Source organism: Ensifer adhaerens, from assembly GCF_013283195.1.
Taxonomy (GTDB): Bacteria; Pseudomonadota; Alphaproteobacteria; order Rhizobiales; family Rhizobiaceae; genus Ensifer; species Ensifer adhaerens_G.
Genome location: NZ_JABEKT010000003.1, coordinates 1 through 15,036 on the forward strand (window position 1 = coordinate 1; position 15,036 = coordinate 15,036).

Consider the following 15,036-nt stretch of genomic DNA (forward strand, 5'->3'; position numbering starts at 1 on the left):
TGGTGCCGATCACCGTTCCCTTGCCGCCGAAGAGGCTCGTGCCACCGAGCACCGCAGCCGCGATGACCGAGAGTTCGTCGCCCTCGCCAAGCTGGAAGCGGCCGGATTGTAGACGCCCCGCATAGAGCATGCCGGCGAGCGCTGCCGCGAGCGACGAGATGACCAGCACCTTGAACTTGATTGCCTTCGTGTCGATGCCGGAATAGTGCGCCGCCGTCTCGCCGCCGCCGGTCGCCAGGACCCGCCGGCCGAAGCCCGAGCGCCGCAGCGCGATATGGCCGATGCCGCCGAGCACCGCCATCCAGAAGAGCAACACCGGCACCGGCCCGAGATTGCCACCGCCGAAGAGCCAGGAATAGCCGGGCGACAGGATCGGTACCGCCGCCGTCGCGGATATCCACATGGCGACGCCCTTGGCGATACCCATCATGGCAAGCGTGGTGAGGAATGAGGGAATGCCAATGCGGGTGGTCAGCCATCCGTTGAACATGCCGACCGCAAGACCCGTGGCGATGCCGGCCCCGACGCCGACGATCGGCCCGCCTGCGGCGATTGCCATGGCCACGGTGACGGTCGAAAGGCCCGCGACCGCGCCGACCGAAAGGTCGATCTCACCGGCCGACAGAACGAAGGTCATGGCGATCGCCATGACGGCGATCATCGCCGTCTGCCGCACGATGTTGAGCAGGTTGTTGGGATTGAGAAACCCCTTGTCGGCCAAAGTCACCGCGAAGACGAGGAAGACTGCGACGAAGCCGATATAGATGATGTTCTGGCGCCAGTTGGCGAAGAAGGCGTTAGCCATTGGATACCTCTTGAACCGCAAGGGCTTTCTGGATTTCGATTTGCAGCCGCTGTTCGGCCGCCTGGAGACGGTGGGCAAGGTCATCGGCGGGCACAGACGGGTCTTCCAGCGCCTCGCGCGCCAGATCCTGGTGCACGCGTCCCTCGGACATGACGAGAATGCGATCGCAGGCGGTCAAAAGCTCGGAGAGTTCGGATGAGATCATGATGATGCCCTTGCCGGCGGCGGCAAGCTCGCGAACCAGACGGATGATCTCGGACTTCGAACCGATATCGATGCCTGCCGTCGGCTCGTCGAGGATGAGTATGTCCGGATTGGTGGCGAGCCACTTACCTATAACCACCTTCTGCTGGTTGCCGCCCGAAAGCGTCGAGACGGCGTGGTCGCGGCTCGCCGTTTTCACGCGCAGGCGCTCGATTTGCGCGTCGGTCAGGTCGTTTGCCGCCTTCGCATCAACGAGGCCGCCCGTGGAAAGCCGATCGATGACGGCGAGTATCATGTTGGAGGCAACCGAATGGGCGGGGATTATGCCCTGCGTGGCACGCGCTTCCGGCACCAGCGCGACACCCGCGGCAATCGCGTCGCCCGGCTTACGGATCGCGACGGCGCGGCCCTTGATGTATATCTCGCCCTTGACCGCCGGGTCGATGCCGGCGATCACCCGCGCAAGCGACGAACGGCCCGAGCCGAGCAGTCCCGCGAGCCCCAGGATTTCGCCGCGATGCAGCGTCAGGGAAATGTTCTCCGGCTTGTGAAGGCCGCTGACATTCGCGAGTTCCAGCAGCACTTCGCCCTTGACGGCCTCGCCGCGCTCGACGTCCGACAGCCCTTTCGAGCGCCGGCCGACGATATGCTCGATCATCGTGTCGATTGGCAATTCACTCAGCGGCGCAGTGATGACGTGGCGACCGTCGCGCAGGATCGTCGCGCGGTCGGCGATGCGGGCGATCTCGTCCATGCGGTGGCTGACATATATGATCGCCACCCCCTTCGCCTTCAGCTTGCGCAGGAAGATGAAGAGCCGCTCGACATCGGAAACGGCAAGCGCCGTCGATGGTTCGTCCAAAACCAGCACCTTGGCATCCTGCGAGATCGCCTTGGCGATCTCAGTCAACTGTTTCTGGCCGGCGCCGAGATCGCCGACCACGGCCTTCGGATCGACGAAGACGTCGAGCAGCGCGAAAATGTCCGCCGCGCGCCGCTCGGCTTCCCGGTCGTCGATAAACCCCGTGCCGTCGCGCCATTCGCGTGTCAGGAAGATGTTCTGCGCGACCGTCAACGTCGGGACCAGGCTCATTTCCTGGTAGTTCATCGCGATGCCGGCCGCGCGCGACGCCTCCGGCGTATGCGTCGTCAGGGGCAAGCCGCCGACCTCGATTGCGCCCTGGTCGGGGCGATGCACCCCGTTCAGCACCTTGAGGATCGTCGACTTGCCGGCGCCATTGCCGCCAAGCAACGCATGGACCTCACCGGGCAGGACCTCCAAGGATACGCCGTCGAGCGCGCGTACCCCCCCGAAAGCCTTGGAAATGCCGGTCATGCGGACGGCAGTGGCGCTAACAGTCATCCCACCTTCTCCCATTGGCCCGTCTCACCGGAGCGGATAAGGGCGTCGGCGACGAGTTCGGTCAAAAAACCATCTTCGAAGTTAGGGCTCGGCTGCCGGTTCTTCGCGATGGCCGAGAAGAAATCGTAGCACTCGACGATCTTCGTCTCCGAATAACCGATGCCGAGACCGGGGATCGGCCAGAGGCCATCGCCATAGGGGTGCGCCGGGCCGGTATAGACAGTGCGGAAGCCGCGCGCATCTGCCGGATCGTCGGCAAACATCACCTGCAGCTCGTCGCGGCGCTCGTAGTTGAAGTGGATCGCGCCCTTGGTGCCGTGGATTTCCAGTGTGATGAAGTTGTTGCGGCCATAGGCGTTGCGGGTCGCTTCCAGGCTTCCGATCGCACCGCCCTCGAATTTCAGCATCGAGACGACCTCGTCGTCGACATCCACCTCACCGCGTTCGGCATCCTTCGCTTTCTCCGCGGCGCCAAGCTTGTCGACGCCTCCTTGCTGGAGGGGCCGCGTCTTGTTGTAGGTCGTGGTTAGGGCATTTACCTCGGCGATCGGGCCGACGAGATAGTGCGCAAGATCAACCACATGCGTGGCGATGTCGCCGACCGAACCGGACCCGGCGATCTTCTTCTGGAAGCGCCAGGAGAGTGGTGAATCCGGGTCTGCCGACCAGTCCTGCAGATAGGTGCCGCGGAAATTCAGGATCCGGCCGATGCGGCCTTCTTCAATATATTTCCTGGCGAGCGCCACGGCCGGCGTGCGGCGATAGTTGAAGGCGACCATGTGGATGACGCCCGCGGCCTTCACCGCGTCGAGCATCGCCCTAGCTTCCTCGACGGTGCGGGCGAGCGGCTTCTCGCAGATGATGTGCTTTCCGGCCTTCGCCGCCTCGATGGCAATTTCGGCATGCACGTTGTTCGGCGTGCAGATATCGACGACATCGATATCCGGTCGATTAACGACGGCCCGCCAGTCCGAGGACGCCTCCTCGAAGCCGTAGCGCCGGCGCGCTTCCTCCGCCATACCGTCTGTCACGTCGACGACGACCTTACGGTGGGGAATGGCCGGTGCGGGCCAGAAGAACATCGGCATGGAGGCATAGGCCATGGCATGCGCCTTGCCCATGAAGCCGCCGCCGATCATGGCGACGTTCATCACTTTGGTCATCAGTTCTCTCCTGAAAGAGGTCGGCTGCAGCGAGCCGCGTTCCATCTGCCGGCCGGAGCCGGATCATGTCATTCGGCACGGGGCACGGTGGTCGCCCCGTGCCTGGTCGGTCACTGTCCGAGGCTTGACTTGATGTTGTCCGTGGCCTCGGTGGAATAAACCGCCTTCCAGCCGTCGAGCAGCGTCTCCCGCGTCACCGGTAGAGCCGGCAGCGCGACGAATGCGGGCGCTTGTTTACCGAGCAGCGCATAACCGGCAAGCTTGGCTTCGACCACACCGGCGTCGTAGGGCCGCTGCGCGCCGAGCCCCTTGACGAAACCGCCCTGGGCCATCGAGATCGCTACGTTCTCGCCGAGGTCGATCGTGGTGATGGCGAGATCGTCGCGGCCGGCAACTCGCGCTGCGGAGATCACGCCTTCGGCCGGAACATCCCAGACCGCCCAGATGCCCTTGATGTTCGGGTTGGAGGTGAGGATCGCGGACGCCGCCTTTTCCGCGTCACCCGAGAAGTCCGGTCCGCCGATGCCCTGCTCGGCCACGATCTTGATATTGGGGTAGTCGGACGCGATCGTTGCCTTGAAGCCATCGTAGCGCTGCTTGGTCACGAAGAAGTCGGCAGCATGGAAGACCAGTCCGATATCGCCCTCCGCGTTCAGCGCCTTCGCCATAAGATGTGCCGCAGCGACGCCATTGCCGTAGTTGTCTGCCGACACGACTGACACGTAGTCCTTGCCGGAAACAAAACCGGTCGGCACGTTATCCATGAAAACGAGCTTGGTGCCAGCCTCCGCCGCCGCCCTGTAGGCCCCGGCGGTCGCTGTCGGGTCGGTCGGGATCGAAACGATTATGCTCGGCTTCTGCGCCATGATCGTCTCGATGTCGGAGACCTGCTTTTCCGGCTTGAATCCGGCGTCGGTCACAGCAAGGACCTTGATGCCCATGGCGGCGAACTGTGTTTGCAGGCCGTTGATCTGGGCGCGCGACCAGTCGTTGCCGCCGTAATGCATGACGATCGCCGCCGTCGCGTTCATCGCCTTGATCTTCGCCAGCTCCTCATCGGTCAGCGTCACATCGGCGGCCGGCGACGGATCCTCGCCTGAAGGTCCCTTGGAAAGAACCGTCTTCTGAAGCTCCGCCAGCGCGGTGTCCGGATCGGCCGAGGCCGGTGCGGCATAACCAAGAGCGAGCGCCAAAACGGCGGCGGTGCCCAACAGAGTTCGTCTTTTCATCATCACTTTCTCCTCCCGAAAGTGGGGCTCCCGCCCCGGTCGCGGCCGTCAGGCCGATTTAAGATAGGCCATGCTCGCCTTTGCTCCCTCAAGCGGATCAGGCCAGGAATCGAGTTCAGTACAGACCCAGCCGGCAAAGCCGGTCTCCCGAAGGGCCGCGATGATCCCGTCCGTTGGCACGTCGCCACGGTCGATCGGCGTGAAGGCGAAGGGCTCTTTCTGGAAGCCCTTCAGATGCACATAGGAGATGCGCGCCGCATGCTCGCGGACAAGCGCCGCCGGATCGCCGCCGGCAGCCGCGAGATGGGCCGTGTCCGGGCAGAAATCGATACCGGTGAGTGCAAAAATCTTGCGCACTTCCGCCGGTCCCTCGACAATCGTCGAAAGATGCGGGTGGTAGTGGGCGGTAAGGCCTCGCGCTTCGGCGATCTCCTTCACCCGGTCAAGCGCTGCGGCGAGCTTGTGATAATCCGCCTCGCGGATGCCATCGAAGCGCTTCGCACCGCCACCGACGACGAGATGCGGCGCGCCGAGTTGGGCGGCGCGATCGGCAGCACGAACGACCCGGGCAAGCTCCTCCGGCAGGATATCGTCGAAGATGAAATTGCCGCCGGCATAGGTCGCAACGAGCGCAAGACCGTTGTCGGCGAGCAGGGAACGCATGTCCTCGATGCTGAAATCGAGAAGGTTGCCGTCGAAAAGCTCGACCCCCTCGTAGCCCGCCGCCGCAATGTCGGCAAAGGCACGGCGCATGTCGCCAAACGTCCGATAGGCGAGATTGGTGATCGACGTGACGCCGACCGCATCCCCGCCAAGGCTGCCCCAGCAATTCGCATGATAAGCGAGCTTGAAATTCGACATCAGCGCCTCCTCCCAGTGACCGTCGTTGCAGACAGCCTTACGTCGAGAAAAAATCGATGTCAAATATTTACAAGCATATCAGCTATAACTTTTGCTGATTTAATACAAAAGTATGAGGTTGCCAGTCGAAACGAGCGGCTTTATCAAAGCAAGGAAGGCGAAGCTGCCAGGAAGGAAGAACCATGCCGACGACGGCGAGCGTACAAACTGATGGGCATCCGCGGCGCAAAGGCCGTCCGCGCGTTTCAGAAACCGCTGCACCCAGCCTCGTCGACATCCTCAACCTTGTCCGCACTGAACAGGCCACCACCCGCCAGGAAATCGAGCGGTACAGCGAGCTTGGGCGCGCCGTCGTCGCGGATCGGCTCGGAACGCTCTGCGAACTCGGCCTCGTCGATGAAAGCGAGCTCGGCACCGCCACCGGTGGCCGAGCGCCGCGCCTTGTGCGGTTTTCGGCGGATCGCGGACGCATTCTCGTCGCCACGCTCGATCAGACCGCGCTCGGCGTCGGCATTGCCGATCTTGCCGGCTCGCTGCTCATGGAACATCACGAGGCGACCGAACTCACCCAGCCGGTCTCCGCCCTAGCCGAACGGCTGGTGACGCTCTTCCGCTGGATTCTCGAGCGGCAGTCAAATCCTCAGCTTTACGGCATTTCCATCTCCGTTCCCGGCGCCGTGTCCGACGGTGGCGAGGCGCTCTTCCAGCGTGCCACGCCGGGTGTCCTCCCAGGTTGGGAGAGCTTTCCGCTGGTCGAGACACTGGTGGCCGCCTTCAATGCTCCAGTCTGGCTCCGCTCCAGCGTCGAAACGATGACGATGGGCGAACTCCACGCCGGCGCCGGACGCAATCAACGCACGATGCTGCTGGTCAAGGTCGGCAAACGCATCGGCGCCGGGCTGGCAAGCGACGGGACGCTGTTTCGCGGCGCGCAGGGTACCGTCGGCCTCATCGGTTCCGTACCGGTGACGATGGGCGACAGGACCGGCACGCTCGAAGCGATGGCGGGATCTGACCATATCGCCCAGGACGGCAGGCATGCGGCGGAGAACGGAGCGAGCCCGGTCCTCGCCGAACTTGTGCGGCGCGGCGGCGACATCACGGCGCTGGAAGTCGCCCAGGCCGCCCAGATGGGCGACGCGGCGTCAATCGAGATCCTGTCGCAGAGTGGCCGGCTGATCGGCCAGGTGGTCGCGACGCTCGCCAACATGCTGAACCCGGCGCTCATCGTCCTGTGCGGCTCGATCGCCCAGACCAATGACATTCTTCTCGCTTCCGCACGGGAGGCAATTTACGGCGCCTGCCATCCGCTCGTCAGCCGCGATCTGCAGATCATCCGTTCCCAGATGGGCAGTTCGTCGGGGCTTGTCGGAGCCGCCATCGTCGCGACCGAAGGCCTGTTCGCAGCACCCATGCTGCGAGACTGGGTCATGTCGGGTCAGCCCCAGGCGCATCCGCTTTTCCAGCAAATGAAAAACGAGATCGCCCAGCGGAAAGTCATCGAGGGAGACATTGTCCGACCGCCGGACATGTGAGGAGGATTGAATGGCAATTACTGGTCTTGGCCCTCACGGCGAGCGCGCGTCGGCACCCGAACGCGTTCTGTTGCTGCCCGAGGACATGGAGCGGGCGCGGGCAAGCGGCTTCCGCGTCGCGATCGTGCTGCACACGCTTGAGAGCGACTGGGCCAAGCAGCAGCTTTCGGGCATCGTCGGCACGCTGGGCAATTGCGGGGTCGCAGTCATCGACGTGGTCGATTGCGCCTTCAACCCGGAGCTGCAGATCGAAGCACTGGAGCGCCTGACCCTCGAGGCGCCGGATGCGATCATATCGCTGCCCGTCGCCAACTCGAAAGTCGCGGCGCCGCATACGCGCGTTTCAGCGGCCGGCATCAAGCTCGTCCTGCTCGACAACGTGCCGACCGGCCTGCTTCCGGGCAAGGACTATATCTCGCTTGTCTCGGCGGACAATTTCGGGCTCGGAAAGATCGCGGCCGAAGGATTGTCGCCGCATCTGCGCGAGGGGGCCGAGGTCGGCGTGCTCGGCTATGACGCCGATTTCTTCGCGACCAATGAACGCGAGATCGCCTTCGTGAAATGGATGCAGGTCAACCGCCCGGACGTTTCGCTCCGCGTACAGCGTTTTCCGGCGCTGTCGGCGGTCGCAGCAACCACGCGGACGCTTGCAGAAGCCCATCCCGAACTTGCCGGCCTCTTTGTCGTCTGGGACACGCCGGCAATGACTGCCGCCCGGGTTCTCGAAACAATGGGACGCAAGATTCCGATGACGACGGTGGATCTTGGCCAGGAGGCCGCAATCGGCCTTGCGGCCAACGAACCGCTTATGGCCATTGCGGCCCAACAGCCGTTCCGCCAGGGCGAAACCGCAGCTTCCATCACCGTCACCGCCCTGCTCGGTCGCCTCGCCCCGGCCTGGGTCGCCCTTCCAGGCCTTGCCGTGACGGCACGCAATGTCGTGGAGTGCTTTCAAACCGTGTGGCGCATGCCTGCGCCACATGAAGTTCTGCGCAAGCTCAGCCTCGTCGGCCTGAAGAGATCGGACCGGCATCTGCCCTGAGGGCTTAAACACTGCCGGGCTTGCGGTTTCTACGAAATGGACAATATTTAAGCGATGTCGAATGCTCTGCGCATCGCACGTGGCCGCTTTGGGAGGGTGGCGCTGCTGGATATGGATCGGCCCCTGGTGCGGCACGCGCACCCGCATTGCCATGTCCTGCTGAAGGTCGAGGGGGCCGATACGCAGTTTTCGGTGCGCGATCGGCTCGTGCCCCTCACCGACGAAAGCGCCGTTCTCATCAACACGTGGGAACCGCATGCCTATGCGCACGACCAGACGCGTCCGAAGACGGTGATCCTCGCGCTCTATATCGAACCGCAATGGCTCGGTCATTTCCGGCCGAACTGGGCGACGAGCCACGCGCCCGACTTCTTCGCCTGCAATGTGGGCTCGATCACCCCCGACATCCGTTCGCGCACGCGCACGCTTGCGGAGGCCATGGTGCAGGAGCCGAACAGCACCGAAGTCCACGAGGTGCTTCTCGGCGAACTGATGATTGCCGTCATCGAGCGTTTCGCCGACTGGCGCGCGGTGCCGAATTCGATTCGCGACCTCACATCGCGCCCCATGCTCGACTTCCGCATCCGCAAGGCCGTCGAGCGCATGAAGGCGGCACCGGGCGAGATCTCTGACCTCGACCGGCTGGCGATCGATGTCGGCCTCTCAAGGGCACATTTCTTCCGGCTATTCGAAACCTCGATGGGTGTGACGCCGCGCGTCTTCCTCAACGTGCAGCGGCTCGAACGGGCGGTTGCGGCCGTCGCCGACGGGACGGAGAGCTTCGCCGCGATCGGCGACCAACTCGGCTTTTCCGTGCCGGCGCATTTTTCACGCTTCTTCCACGATCATGCCGGGTCGTCGCCGAGTATCTTTCGCAGCGTCACTCGGCTCTCGGATCAAGATTTTGAGACTCCTCGGTAAGGTCTGATACGCATCGGTATCGCCCGATCGCGACCCCTTCTCCACTCTTGGTTCCACGGCACCCTTCACCAACGGGTGCGGGAGGAGCGAATGACGAGATTGGAAACGACGGGAGGCCTGATCGGCCGGACCGTCGAACGTGTCGAGGATGCCGGACTTTTGACCGGCCGCGGCCGCTACATCGACGACCTGCCCGTCCGGCGCGACACCGCGCATCTGGCGATCCTGCGCTCGCCGCATGGCCATGCCGAGATCAGGGCGATCGATACGAATGCCGCCCGCGCGCTGCCCGGCGTCTTTGCCGTCATGACCGGCGCGGACGTGGCGAGGCTCACCCGCAGCATGACGGTGGGAGTAAAGGCCAATGTCGAATGCTGGCCGATTGCCCGCGATCGGGTGCGCTATGTCGGGGAGCCCGTTGCCCTTGTCGTCGCCGAAAACCGCTATGTCGCCGAAGACGCGCTCGACCTGATCGAGGTCGAATACGAGACGCTGGTCGCCGTCGTCGATCCCGAGAAGGCGGTAGCGGCGGACGCACCAGTGCTGCATCCGTCGCTCGGCACCAACCTTATCAACGAGCGCGCCTTTCGCTATGGCGACCCGGAAGCAGCGTTCGCGGCGGCCGCCCACCGCGTTTCCATCCGCATCGCCTATCCGCGCAATTCCTGCACGCCGATCGAAACCTACGGCGTCATCGCGGAATACGATCCAGGCGAGGACGCCTATGACGTCACGGCAAATTTTCAGGGTCCGTTCTCGATCCATGCGGTGATTTCCCGCGCCCTGAACGTGCCTGGCAACCGTATGCGGCTGCGCACGCCGCCCGATTCCGGCGGCTCCTTCGGCATCAAGCAGGGCGTGTTTCCCTATGTCATTCTCGCCGCCGTCGCCGCCCGCGTCTCCGCACGGCCGGTAAAATGGATCGAGGACCGGCTCGAACACCTGACGGCATCCGTCTCGGCGACCAACCGCGTCACGACGCTGGAAGCCGCCGTTGCCGCCGACGGCCGCATCACCGCGCTTTGCTGGGATCAACTGGAAGACTGCGGCGCCCATCTGCGCGCTCCGGAGCCGGCGACACTCTACCGAATGCACGGCAACATGACCGGCGCCTATGCGATCGAAAACGTCGCCATTCGAAACCGTGTCGTGCTCACCAACAAGACGCCGACTGGGCTGAACCGTGGCTTCGGCGGACCGCAGATCTATTTCGCGCTTGAACGGCTGGTGCACAAGATCGCCGACGACCTCGGCCTTGACGCGCTCGACGTCATTCGCCGCAACCTCGTACCGGCTGATGCCTTTCCCTACCGCACGGCGACCGGCGGGCTGCTCGATTCCGGCGATTACAGGACTGCTCTTGATCGCGCCGCAAGGGAAGGCGGCCTTAAGGCGCTGCTGCAGCAACGGGACGCAGCCCGCGCCGAAGGGCGGCTCTACGGCATCGGCTATGCGGCGGTGGTCGAGCCGAGCGTCTCCAACATGGGTTACATCACGACCGTGCTGACGCCGGAGGAGCGGGCAAAGGCGGGGCCGAAGAACGGCGCCCAGGCCGTCGCGACGGTGGCCATCGATCCGCTCGGTTCCGTCACCGTCAAGGTGGCCTCCGTGCCACAGGGCCAGGGTCACCGCACCGTCCTGGCACAGGTGGTTGCCGAGCGGCTCGGGCTTGCCATGGAGACGGTGCGCGTCAACACGGAACTCGACACGGCGCGCGACGCCTGGTCGATCGCGTCCGGCAATTATGCAAGCCGCTTCGCTCCCGCCGTCGCGGGCGCTGCAGCACTTGCGGCCGACCGCATCCGGGCCCGACTTGCAACGATCGCCGCTCGCCAGCTCAACATCACGCCTGACCGCGTGGACTTCAGGGCCGGCAAGCTCCTCGATCGCGACAATCCAGACAATGCCGTCTCCTTCGGGCGCGTCGCGGCGGCAAGCCACTGGGCACCAGGCACCCTGCCGGAGGGTACAGGCCAGACGATCCGCGAGACGGTCTTCTGGACGCCGGACGAGCTGCAGGCGCCGACAGCGGCGGACGGCATCAACTCGTCACTCTGTCACGGCTTCATCTTTGACTTCTGCGGCGTGGAAATTGACCGGAAGACCGGCCAGGTGCGTATCGACCGCTACGTGACGATGCACGACTGCGGCAGCATCCTGCATCCCGGCATGGTCGATGGCCAGGTGCGCGGCGGCTTCGCCCAGGCAGTCGGCGCTGCGCTTTACGAGGAGTATGCCTATGGCGGCGACGGTAGTTTCCTGACTGGAACGCTCGCCGACTACCTGATCCCGACCGTCATGGAGACACCGGAGCCGCTGATCCTCCATCACGAGACGCCGTCGCCTTTCACACCGCTCGGCGCCAAGGGCGTCGGCGAGGGCAATTGCATGTCGACGCCCGTCTGTATCGCCAACGCCGTCGCCGATGCGCTCGGCGTCGAGGACATCCGGCTGCCACTGTCGCCAAGCCGGGTCAGCGAATGGCTCTATGGCGAGGAGCGACCTCCGTCGAAGCCGCGAGATCCGACCCCGGTCGCCACCGGGGCCTCGGGTGAGCGGATGCTGACCGGTTCAGGCTCGGCTGAGGTCACCGCCACCCGCGCTTCGGTGTGGGCGATGCTGCTCGACCCGAACACGCTGAAGGCGATCATCCCCGGTGCGCACGAGGTCCGGAAGGTCTCCGACACGCATTTCCGCGCCGAGGTCACACTCGGCATCGGGCCGGTCAAGGGCCGCTACCGCGCCGACATCCGTCTGTCCGACATGGTCGAGCCGGAAGCCGTTACGCTCTCCGGCGGCACGGAAGGCGCACTCGGCTCCGGCCGCGGCACGGGCCGCGTCACGCTGACCGAAACCGCCACCGGCACCCGCATCGACTATCGCTACGAGGCGGCGATCGGCGGCAAGGTCGCCTCGGTCGGCGGACGCCTACTCGACGGCGCGGCGCGCGTGGTGATCGGCCAGTTCTTCCAGGCGCTCGCCCGTCATGCCGGCGGCGGCGCGCCTCCCAGCGCCGCCGCCGGCTTCATCCAGCGGCTTTTCAAACTCTTCGGGGGGCGCCGATGAAACCCGCATCCTTCGATTTCCTCTGTCCGGAAACGATCGAGGAAGCGCTGGCCGCGCTCGCCGAGGGCGGCGGCGAAGCGCGCGTGATCGCCGGCGGACAGTCGCTGGTACCGATGCTGAACATGCGGCTCGCCCGCCCTGCCCTGCTCGTCGACATCATGCGGCTTGAAGCGCTGCGCCGGATCGAGACATCCGGCGACGAAATCGTCGTCGGGGCGGGCGTGCGGCAGGCGGAATTGGAAGCTTGGCCCAGCCTTTTGCGCGACCTGCCGCTTCTGGCCGCCGCCTTCCCGTGGCTCGGGCATGTGCAGACGCGGGCTCGCGGCACAGTCTGCGGCTCGATCGCCCATGCTGACCCGAGCGCGGAGCTGCCGCTGTCCCTGGTGACGCTCGGCGGCGCGGTCAGCCTGCGCAGCCGCAAGCAGAAGCGTGTGGTCAAGGCGGACGACTTCTTCATCGGCATGATGGCCACCGACCTCGCCGAGGGCGAGATGATCGAAGCCGTGCATTTCCCGAAGGCACGGCACGGCAGCGGTTATGCCTTTCGAGAGGTCGGCCGCCGGCATGGCGATTTCGCCATCGTCGCCTGCGCCGCCGTCGCCGATGACAGGGGCTTGCGCCTTGGCATTGCCGGCGTCGACGACCGGCCCCGCGTCTTCCCGCTGCCGGCGCTCGACGACGACCAGTTCGACGATGCCATCAACGACATCGCCTGGTCGCTGAACGCCCGCGACGACATTCACGCAAGCGCGCGCTACCGGCGCGAACTGGTCCGCAGCCTTGGCCGCGAGACCCTGAAGGAGGCAAGCCGATGCCGCGCATGAATGCTGCCCGGAAGCACCCGGTCGACTTCACCCTCAATGGCCGAACGGTCCGCGCAGAGGCCGAAAATCGCATGCTACTCTCGGACCTGCTTCGCCACGAGATCGGACTGACCGGGACCCATGTCGGCTGCGAGCACGGCGTCTGCGGGGCCTGTACCGTGCAGATCGACGGAAAGCCGGCCCGCGCCTGCCTGACACTCGCCCAGCAGGTGCGCGGCAGCGATGTGAGGACCGTGGAAGCGCTTTCGCCCGACCCGGCCGAGCTCTCCCCGCTTCAGGCGGCCTTTCGCCGCCACCACGGCCTGCAATGCGGCTTCTGCACGCCCGGCATCCTGATGTCGCTCGACGTCCTTTTGCGTGAGCGTCCCGACGCGGGCCGGGAAGAGATTCGCGAGCACCTCTCCGGCCATCTCTGCCGGTGCACGGGCTACGCGACCATCGTCGAGGCGGCGCTCGCCGCCGCTGAGGAACAACGGAAGGAGGAGAAACCGAATGTTTGATCTTGGAACGAGTTTCCTCGCAAGCGTCGAGCGCGACCCGGACCGGCTCGCGATCGTCGACGGGGAGGTGCGATTGAGCTATCGCGACTGGTACGGCAAGGTTTCGGCGCTTGCCGCAGCTCTCGACGAGACCGGCCTGAAGCGGGGCGACCATGTGCTCACCGCCATGCAGAACCGCTGGGAGAACGCGTCGCTGCATTGGGCCTGCCAATTCCTCGGCCTGATCGTCACGCCGCTCAACTGGCGGGCCAAGACCGACGAAATCGACTTCGGCATCGCGGATGCCGGCGCAAGGGCCGTGTTCTACGAGGTCGCAACGGAAGAGGCCGTGCGCCTGTCGCGCCTCGCGCGCGACCTGCCGCATTTCTCCGCCGATGCGCTCGCCGGCATAATGGATAGCAGCGCCCGCGATGCGGTGCCCCTGGCGGACGCTGCGGACTGGTCGCTTATGCTCTATACATCTGGCACGACGTCGAAGCCGAAGGGCGTGCCTCGACGGCATCGGGCCGAGCGCGCCGGCGCCCTGGCCCACGTCGCGCAGAACCTCTACCGGCATGGCGAGCGCACACTTGGCGTCATGCCTCTGTATCACACGATGGGCGTGCGTTCGCTGATCGCTTCCGCGCTGATCGGCGGGACCTTCGTCTGCCTGCCGCGCTTCGAAGTGGCAAAGGCGCTCGATCTCATCGAGCGCGAGAAGATCACCAACCTCTATCTGGTGCCGACGCTCTACCACGATCTCGTGCATCACGAGGCCTTTTCGCCCGAGCGCGTCGCTTCCGTCCGCAAGCTCGGTTATGCCGGCGCTTCGATGACCGACGGGCTGCTGAAAAGACTTGATCAGACTTTCGAGCCCGAACTCTTCGTCAATCATTACGGCTCGTCGGAAATCTACACCTTCACGATCGAGCAGAAGGCGGCGGGCAAGCCCGGCTCCGCCGGCCGCGCCGGCATCAACCAGATGATCCGTGTCGTCAAACTGGGCGGCCGCAACCCGGACGAGGGAGCGGCCGTCGGCGAGGAAGGCGAGATCATCGCGCTGATGAAGAGCGACGAGGCCTTCGAGGGCTACTGGAACCGGCCCGACGCGGATGCCAAGGCGCTGCACCGCGGCTGGTACTTCACCGGCGACACCGGCTTCGTCGACCAGGACGGCGATCTCTTCGTCACCGGGCGGGCCGACGACATGATCATCACCGGCGGCGAGAATGTTTCGCCGGTCGAGGTGGAAAGCTGTCTTTCGCTGCATGAGGGCGTCGCCGAAGTCGCCGTCGTCGGCCTGCCCGACGAGCGTTGGGGCAAGATCGTCGTCGCCTTCGTCAAGCGGCGCGGCACTGTTACGGCTGAGGACCTCGACCACCATTGCCGCGCTTCCGGCCTTGCCAATTTCCGCCGGCCGCGCCGCTTCGTCTTCGTTGAGGCTATCCCGAAATCCCCTGTCGGCAAGCTGCTGCGCCGCCTTCTGGTGGCCGGCGAGTACACCGAAGAACGCATTCCCGAACATCAGTGAGCGGCCAGAGCGC

12 protein-coding genes are annotated in these 15,036 nt (G+C 65.0%); 7 read left to right on the forward strand and 5 right to left on the reverse strand.

The genetic code is table 11. The features are described from left to right. From LPJGGPFB_RS23025 to LPJGGPFB_RS23045, 5 genes are all read right to left on the reverse strand, one after another. Nucleotides 1-805, reverse strand: an 805-nt coding sequence (locus LPJGGPFB_RS23025; RefSeq protein WP_173422308.1) for an ABC transporter permease, incomplete at its 3' end; no start/stop codon positions are given. Further along, nucleotides 798-2,372 (reverse strand): sugar ABC transporter ATP-binding protein, encoded by a 1,575-nt coding sequence (locus tag LPJGGPFB_RS23030; RefSeq protein ID WP_173422309.1) that lies wholly within the window; start codon nucleotides 2,370-2,372, stop codon nucleotides 798-800. The genes LPJGGPFB_RS23025 and LPJGGPFB_RS23030, both read right to left, overlap by 8 nt. Beyond that, nucleotides 2,369-3,535 (reverse strand): levoglucosan dehydrogenase, encoded by a 1,167-nt coding sequence (locus LPJGGPFB_RS23035; protein WP_173422310.1) that lies wholly within the window; start codon nucleotides 3,533-3,535, stop codon nucleotides 2,369-2,371. The genes LPJGGPFB_RS23030 and LPJGGPFB_RS23035 overlap by 4 nt, the downstream gene beginning before the upstream one ends. Before the next feature lie 110 nt (nucleotides 3,536-3,645). Next, nucleotides 3,646-4,764, reverse strand: a complete 1,119-nt coding sequence (locus LPJGGPFB_RS23040; protein ID WP_412728405.1) for a substrate-binding domain-containing protein — start codon at nucleotides 4,762-4,764, stop codon at nucleotides 3,646-3,648. Between the two features lie 48 nt (nucleotides 4,765-4,812). After that, nucleotides 4,813-5,625, reverse strand: a complete 813-nt coding sequence (locus LPJGGPFB_RS23045) for a sugar phosphate isomerase/epimerase family protein (protein WP_173422312.1) — start codon at nucleotides 5,623-5,625, stop codon at nucleotides 4,813-4,815. Between the two features lie 182 nt (nucleotides 5,626-5,807). On the opposite strand from LPJGGPFB_RS23045, the gene LPJGGPFB_RS23050 reads away from it, so the two are divergent. The 7 genes from LPJGGPFB_RS23050 to LPJGGPFB_RS23080 all read left to right on the forward strand — a co-directional run bounded on the left by LPJGGPFB_RS23050 (nucleotide 5,808) and on the right by LPJGGPFB_RS23080 (nucleotide 15,023). Then, nucleotides 5,808-7,160, forward strand: coding sequence for an ROK family protein (locus tag LPJGGPFB_RS23050; protein WP_173422313.1), 1,353 nt, complete (start codon nucleotides 5,808-5,810; stop codon nucleotides 7,158-7,160). 10 nt (nucleotides 7,161-7,170) lie between these two features. After that, complete coding sequence (locus LPJGGPFB_RS23055; protein WP_173422314.1) at nucleotides 7,171-8,202, forward strand: substrate-binding domain-containing protein; 1,032 nt, start codon at nucleotides 7,171-7,173, stop codon at nucleotides 8,200-8,202. Between the two features lie 54 nt (nucleotides 8,203-8,256). Then, complete coding sequence (locus LPJGGPFB_RS23060; protein WP_173422315.1) at nucleotides 8,257-9,123, forward strand: helix-turn-helix transcriptional regulator; 867 nt, start codon at nucleotides 8,257-8,259, stop codon at nucleotides 9,121-9,123. Nucleotides 9,124-9,213: 90 nt separating this feature from the next. Then, nucleotides 9,214-12,189, forward strand: a complete 2,976-nt coding sequence (locus LPJGGPFB_RS23065; protein WP_173422316.1) for a xanthine dehydrogenase family protein molybdopterin-binding subunit — start codon at nucleotides 9,214-9,216, stop codon at nucleotides 12,187-12,189. Further along, on the forward strand, nucleotides 12,186-13,013 hold the full coding sequence (locus LPJGGPFB_RS23070; RefSeq protein ID WP_173422317.1) for an FAD binding domain-containing protein: 828 nt from the start codon (nucleotides 12,186-12,188) through the stop codon (nucleotides 13,011-13,013). Before LPJGGPFB_RS23065 ends, LPJGGPFB_RS23070 begins: the two co-directional genes overlap by 4 nt. Then, on the forward strand, nucleotides 13,001-13,513 hold the full coding sequence (locus LPJGGPFB_RS23075) for a (2Fe-2S)-binding protein (RefSeq protein WP_173422318.1): 513 nt from the start codon (nucleotides 13,001-13,003) through the stop codon (nucleotides 13,511-13,513). The genes LPJGGPFB_RS23070 and LPJGGPFB_RS23075 overlap by 13 nt, the downstream gene beginning before the upstream one ends. After that, the gene (locus LPJGGPFB_RS23080; protein WP_173422319.1) at nucleotides 13,506-15,023 is read left to right on the forward strand and encodes an AMP-binding protein; all 1,518 of its coding nucleotides are present in this window, start codon (nucleotides 13,506-13,508) and stop codon (nucleotides 15,021-15,023) included. The genes LPJGGPFB_RS23075 and LPJGGPFB_RS23080 overlap by 8 nt, the downstream gene beginning before the upstream one ends. Nucleotides 15,024-15,036 lie beyond the last annotated feature (13 nt).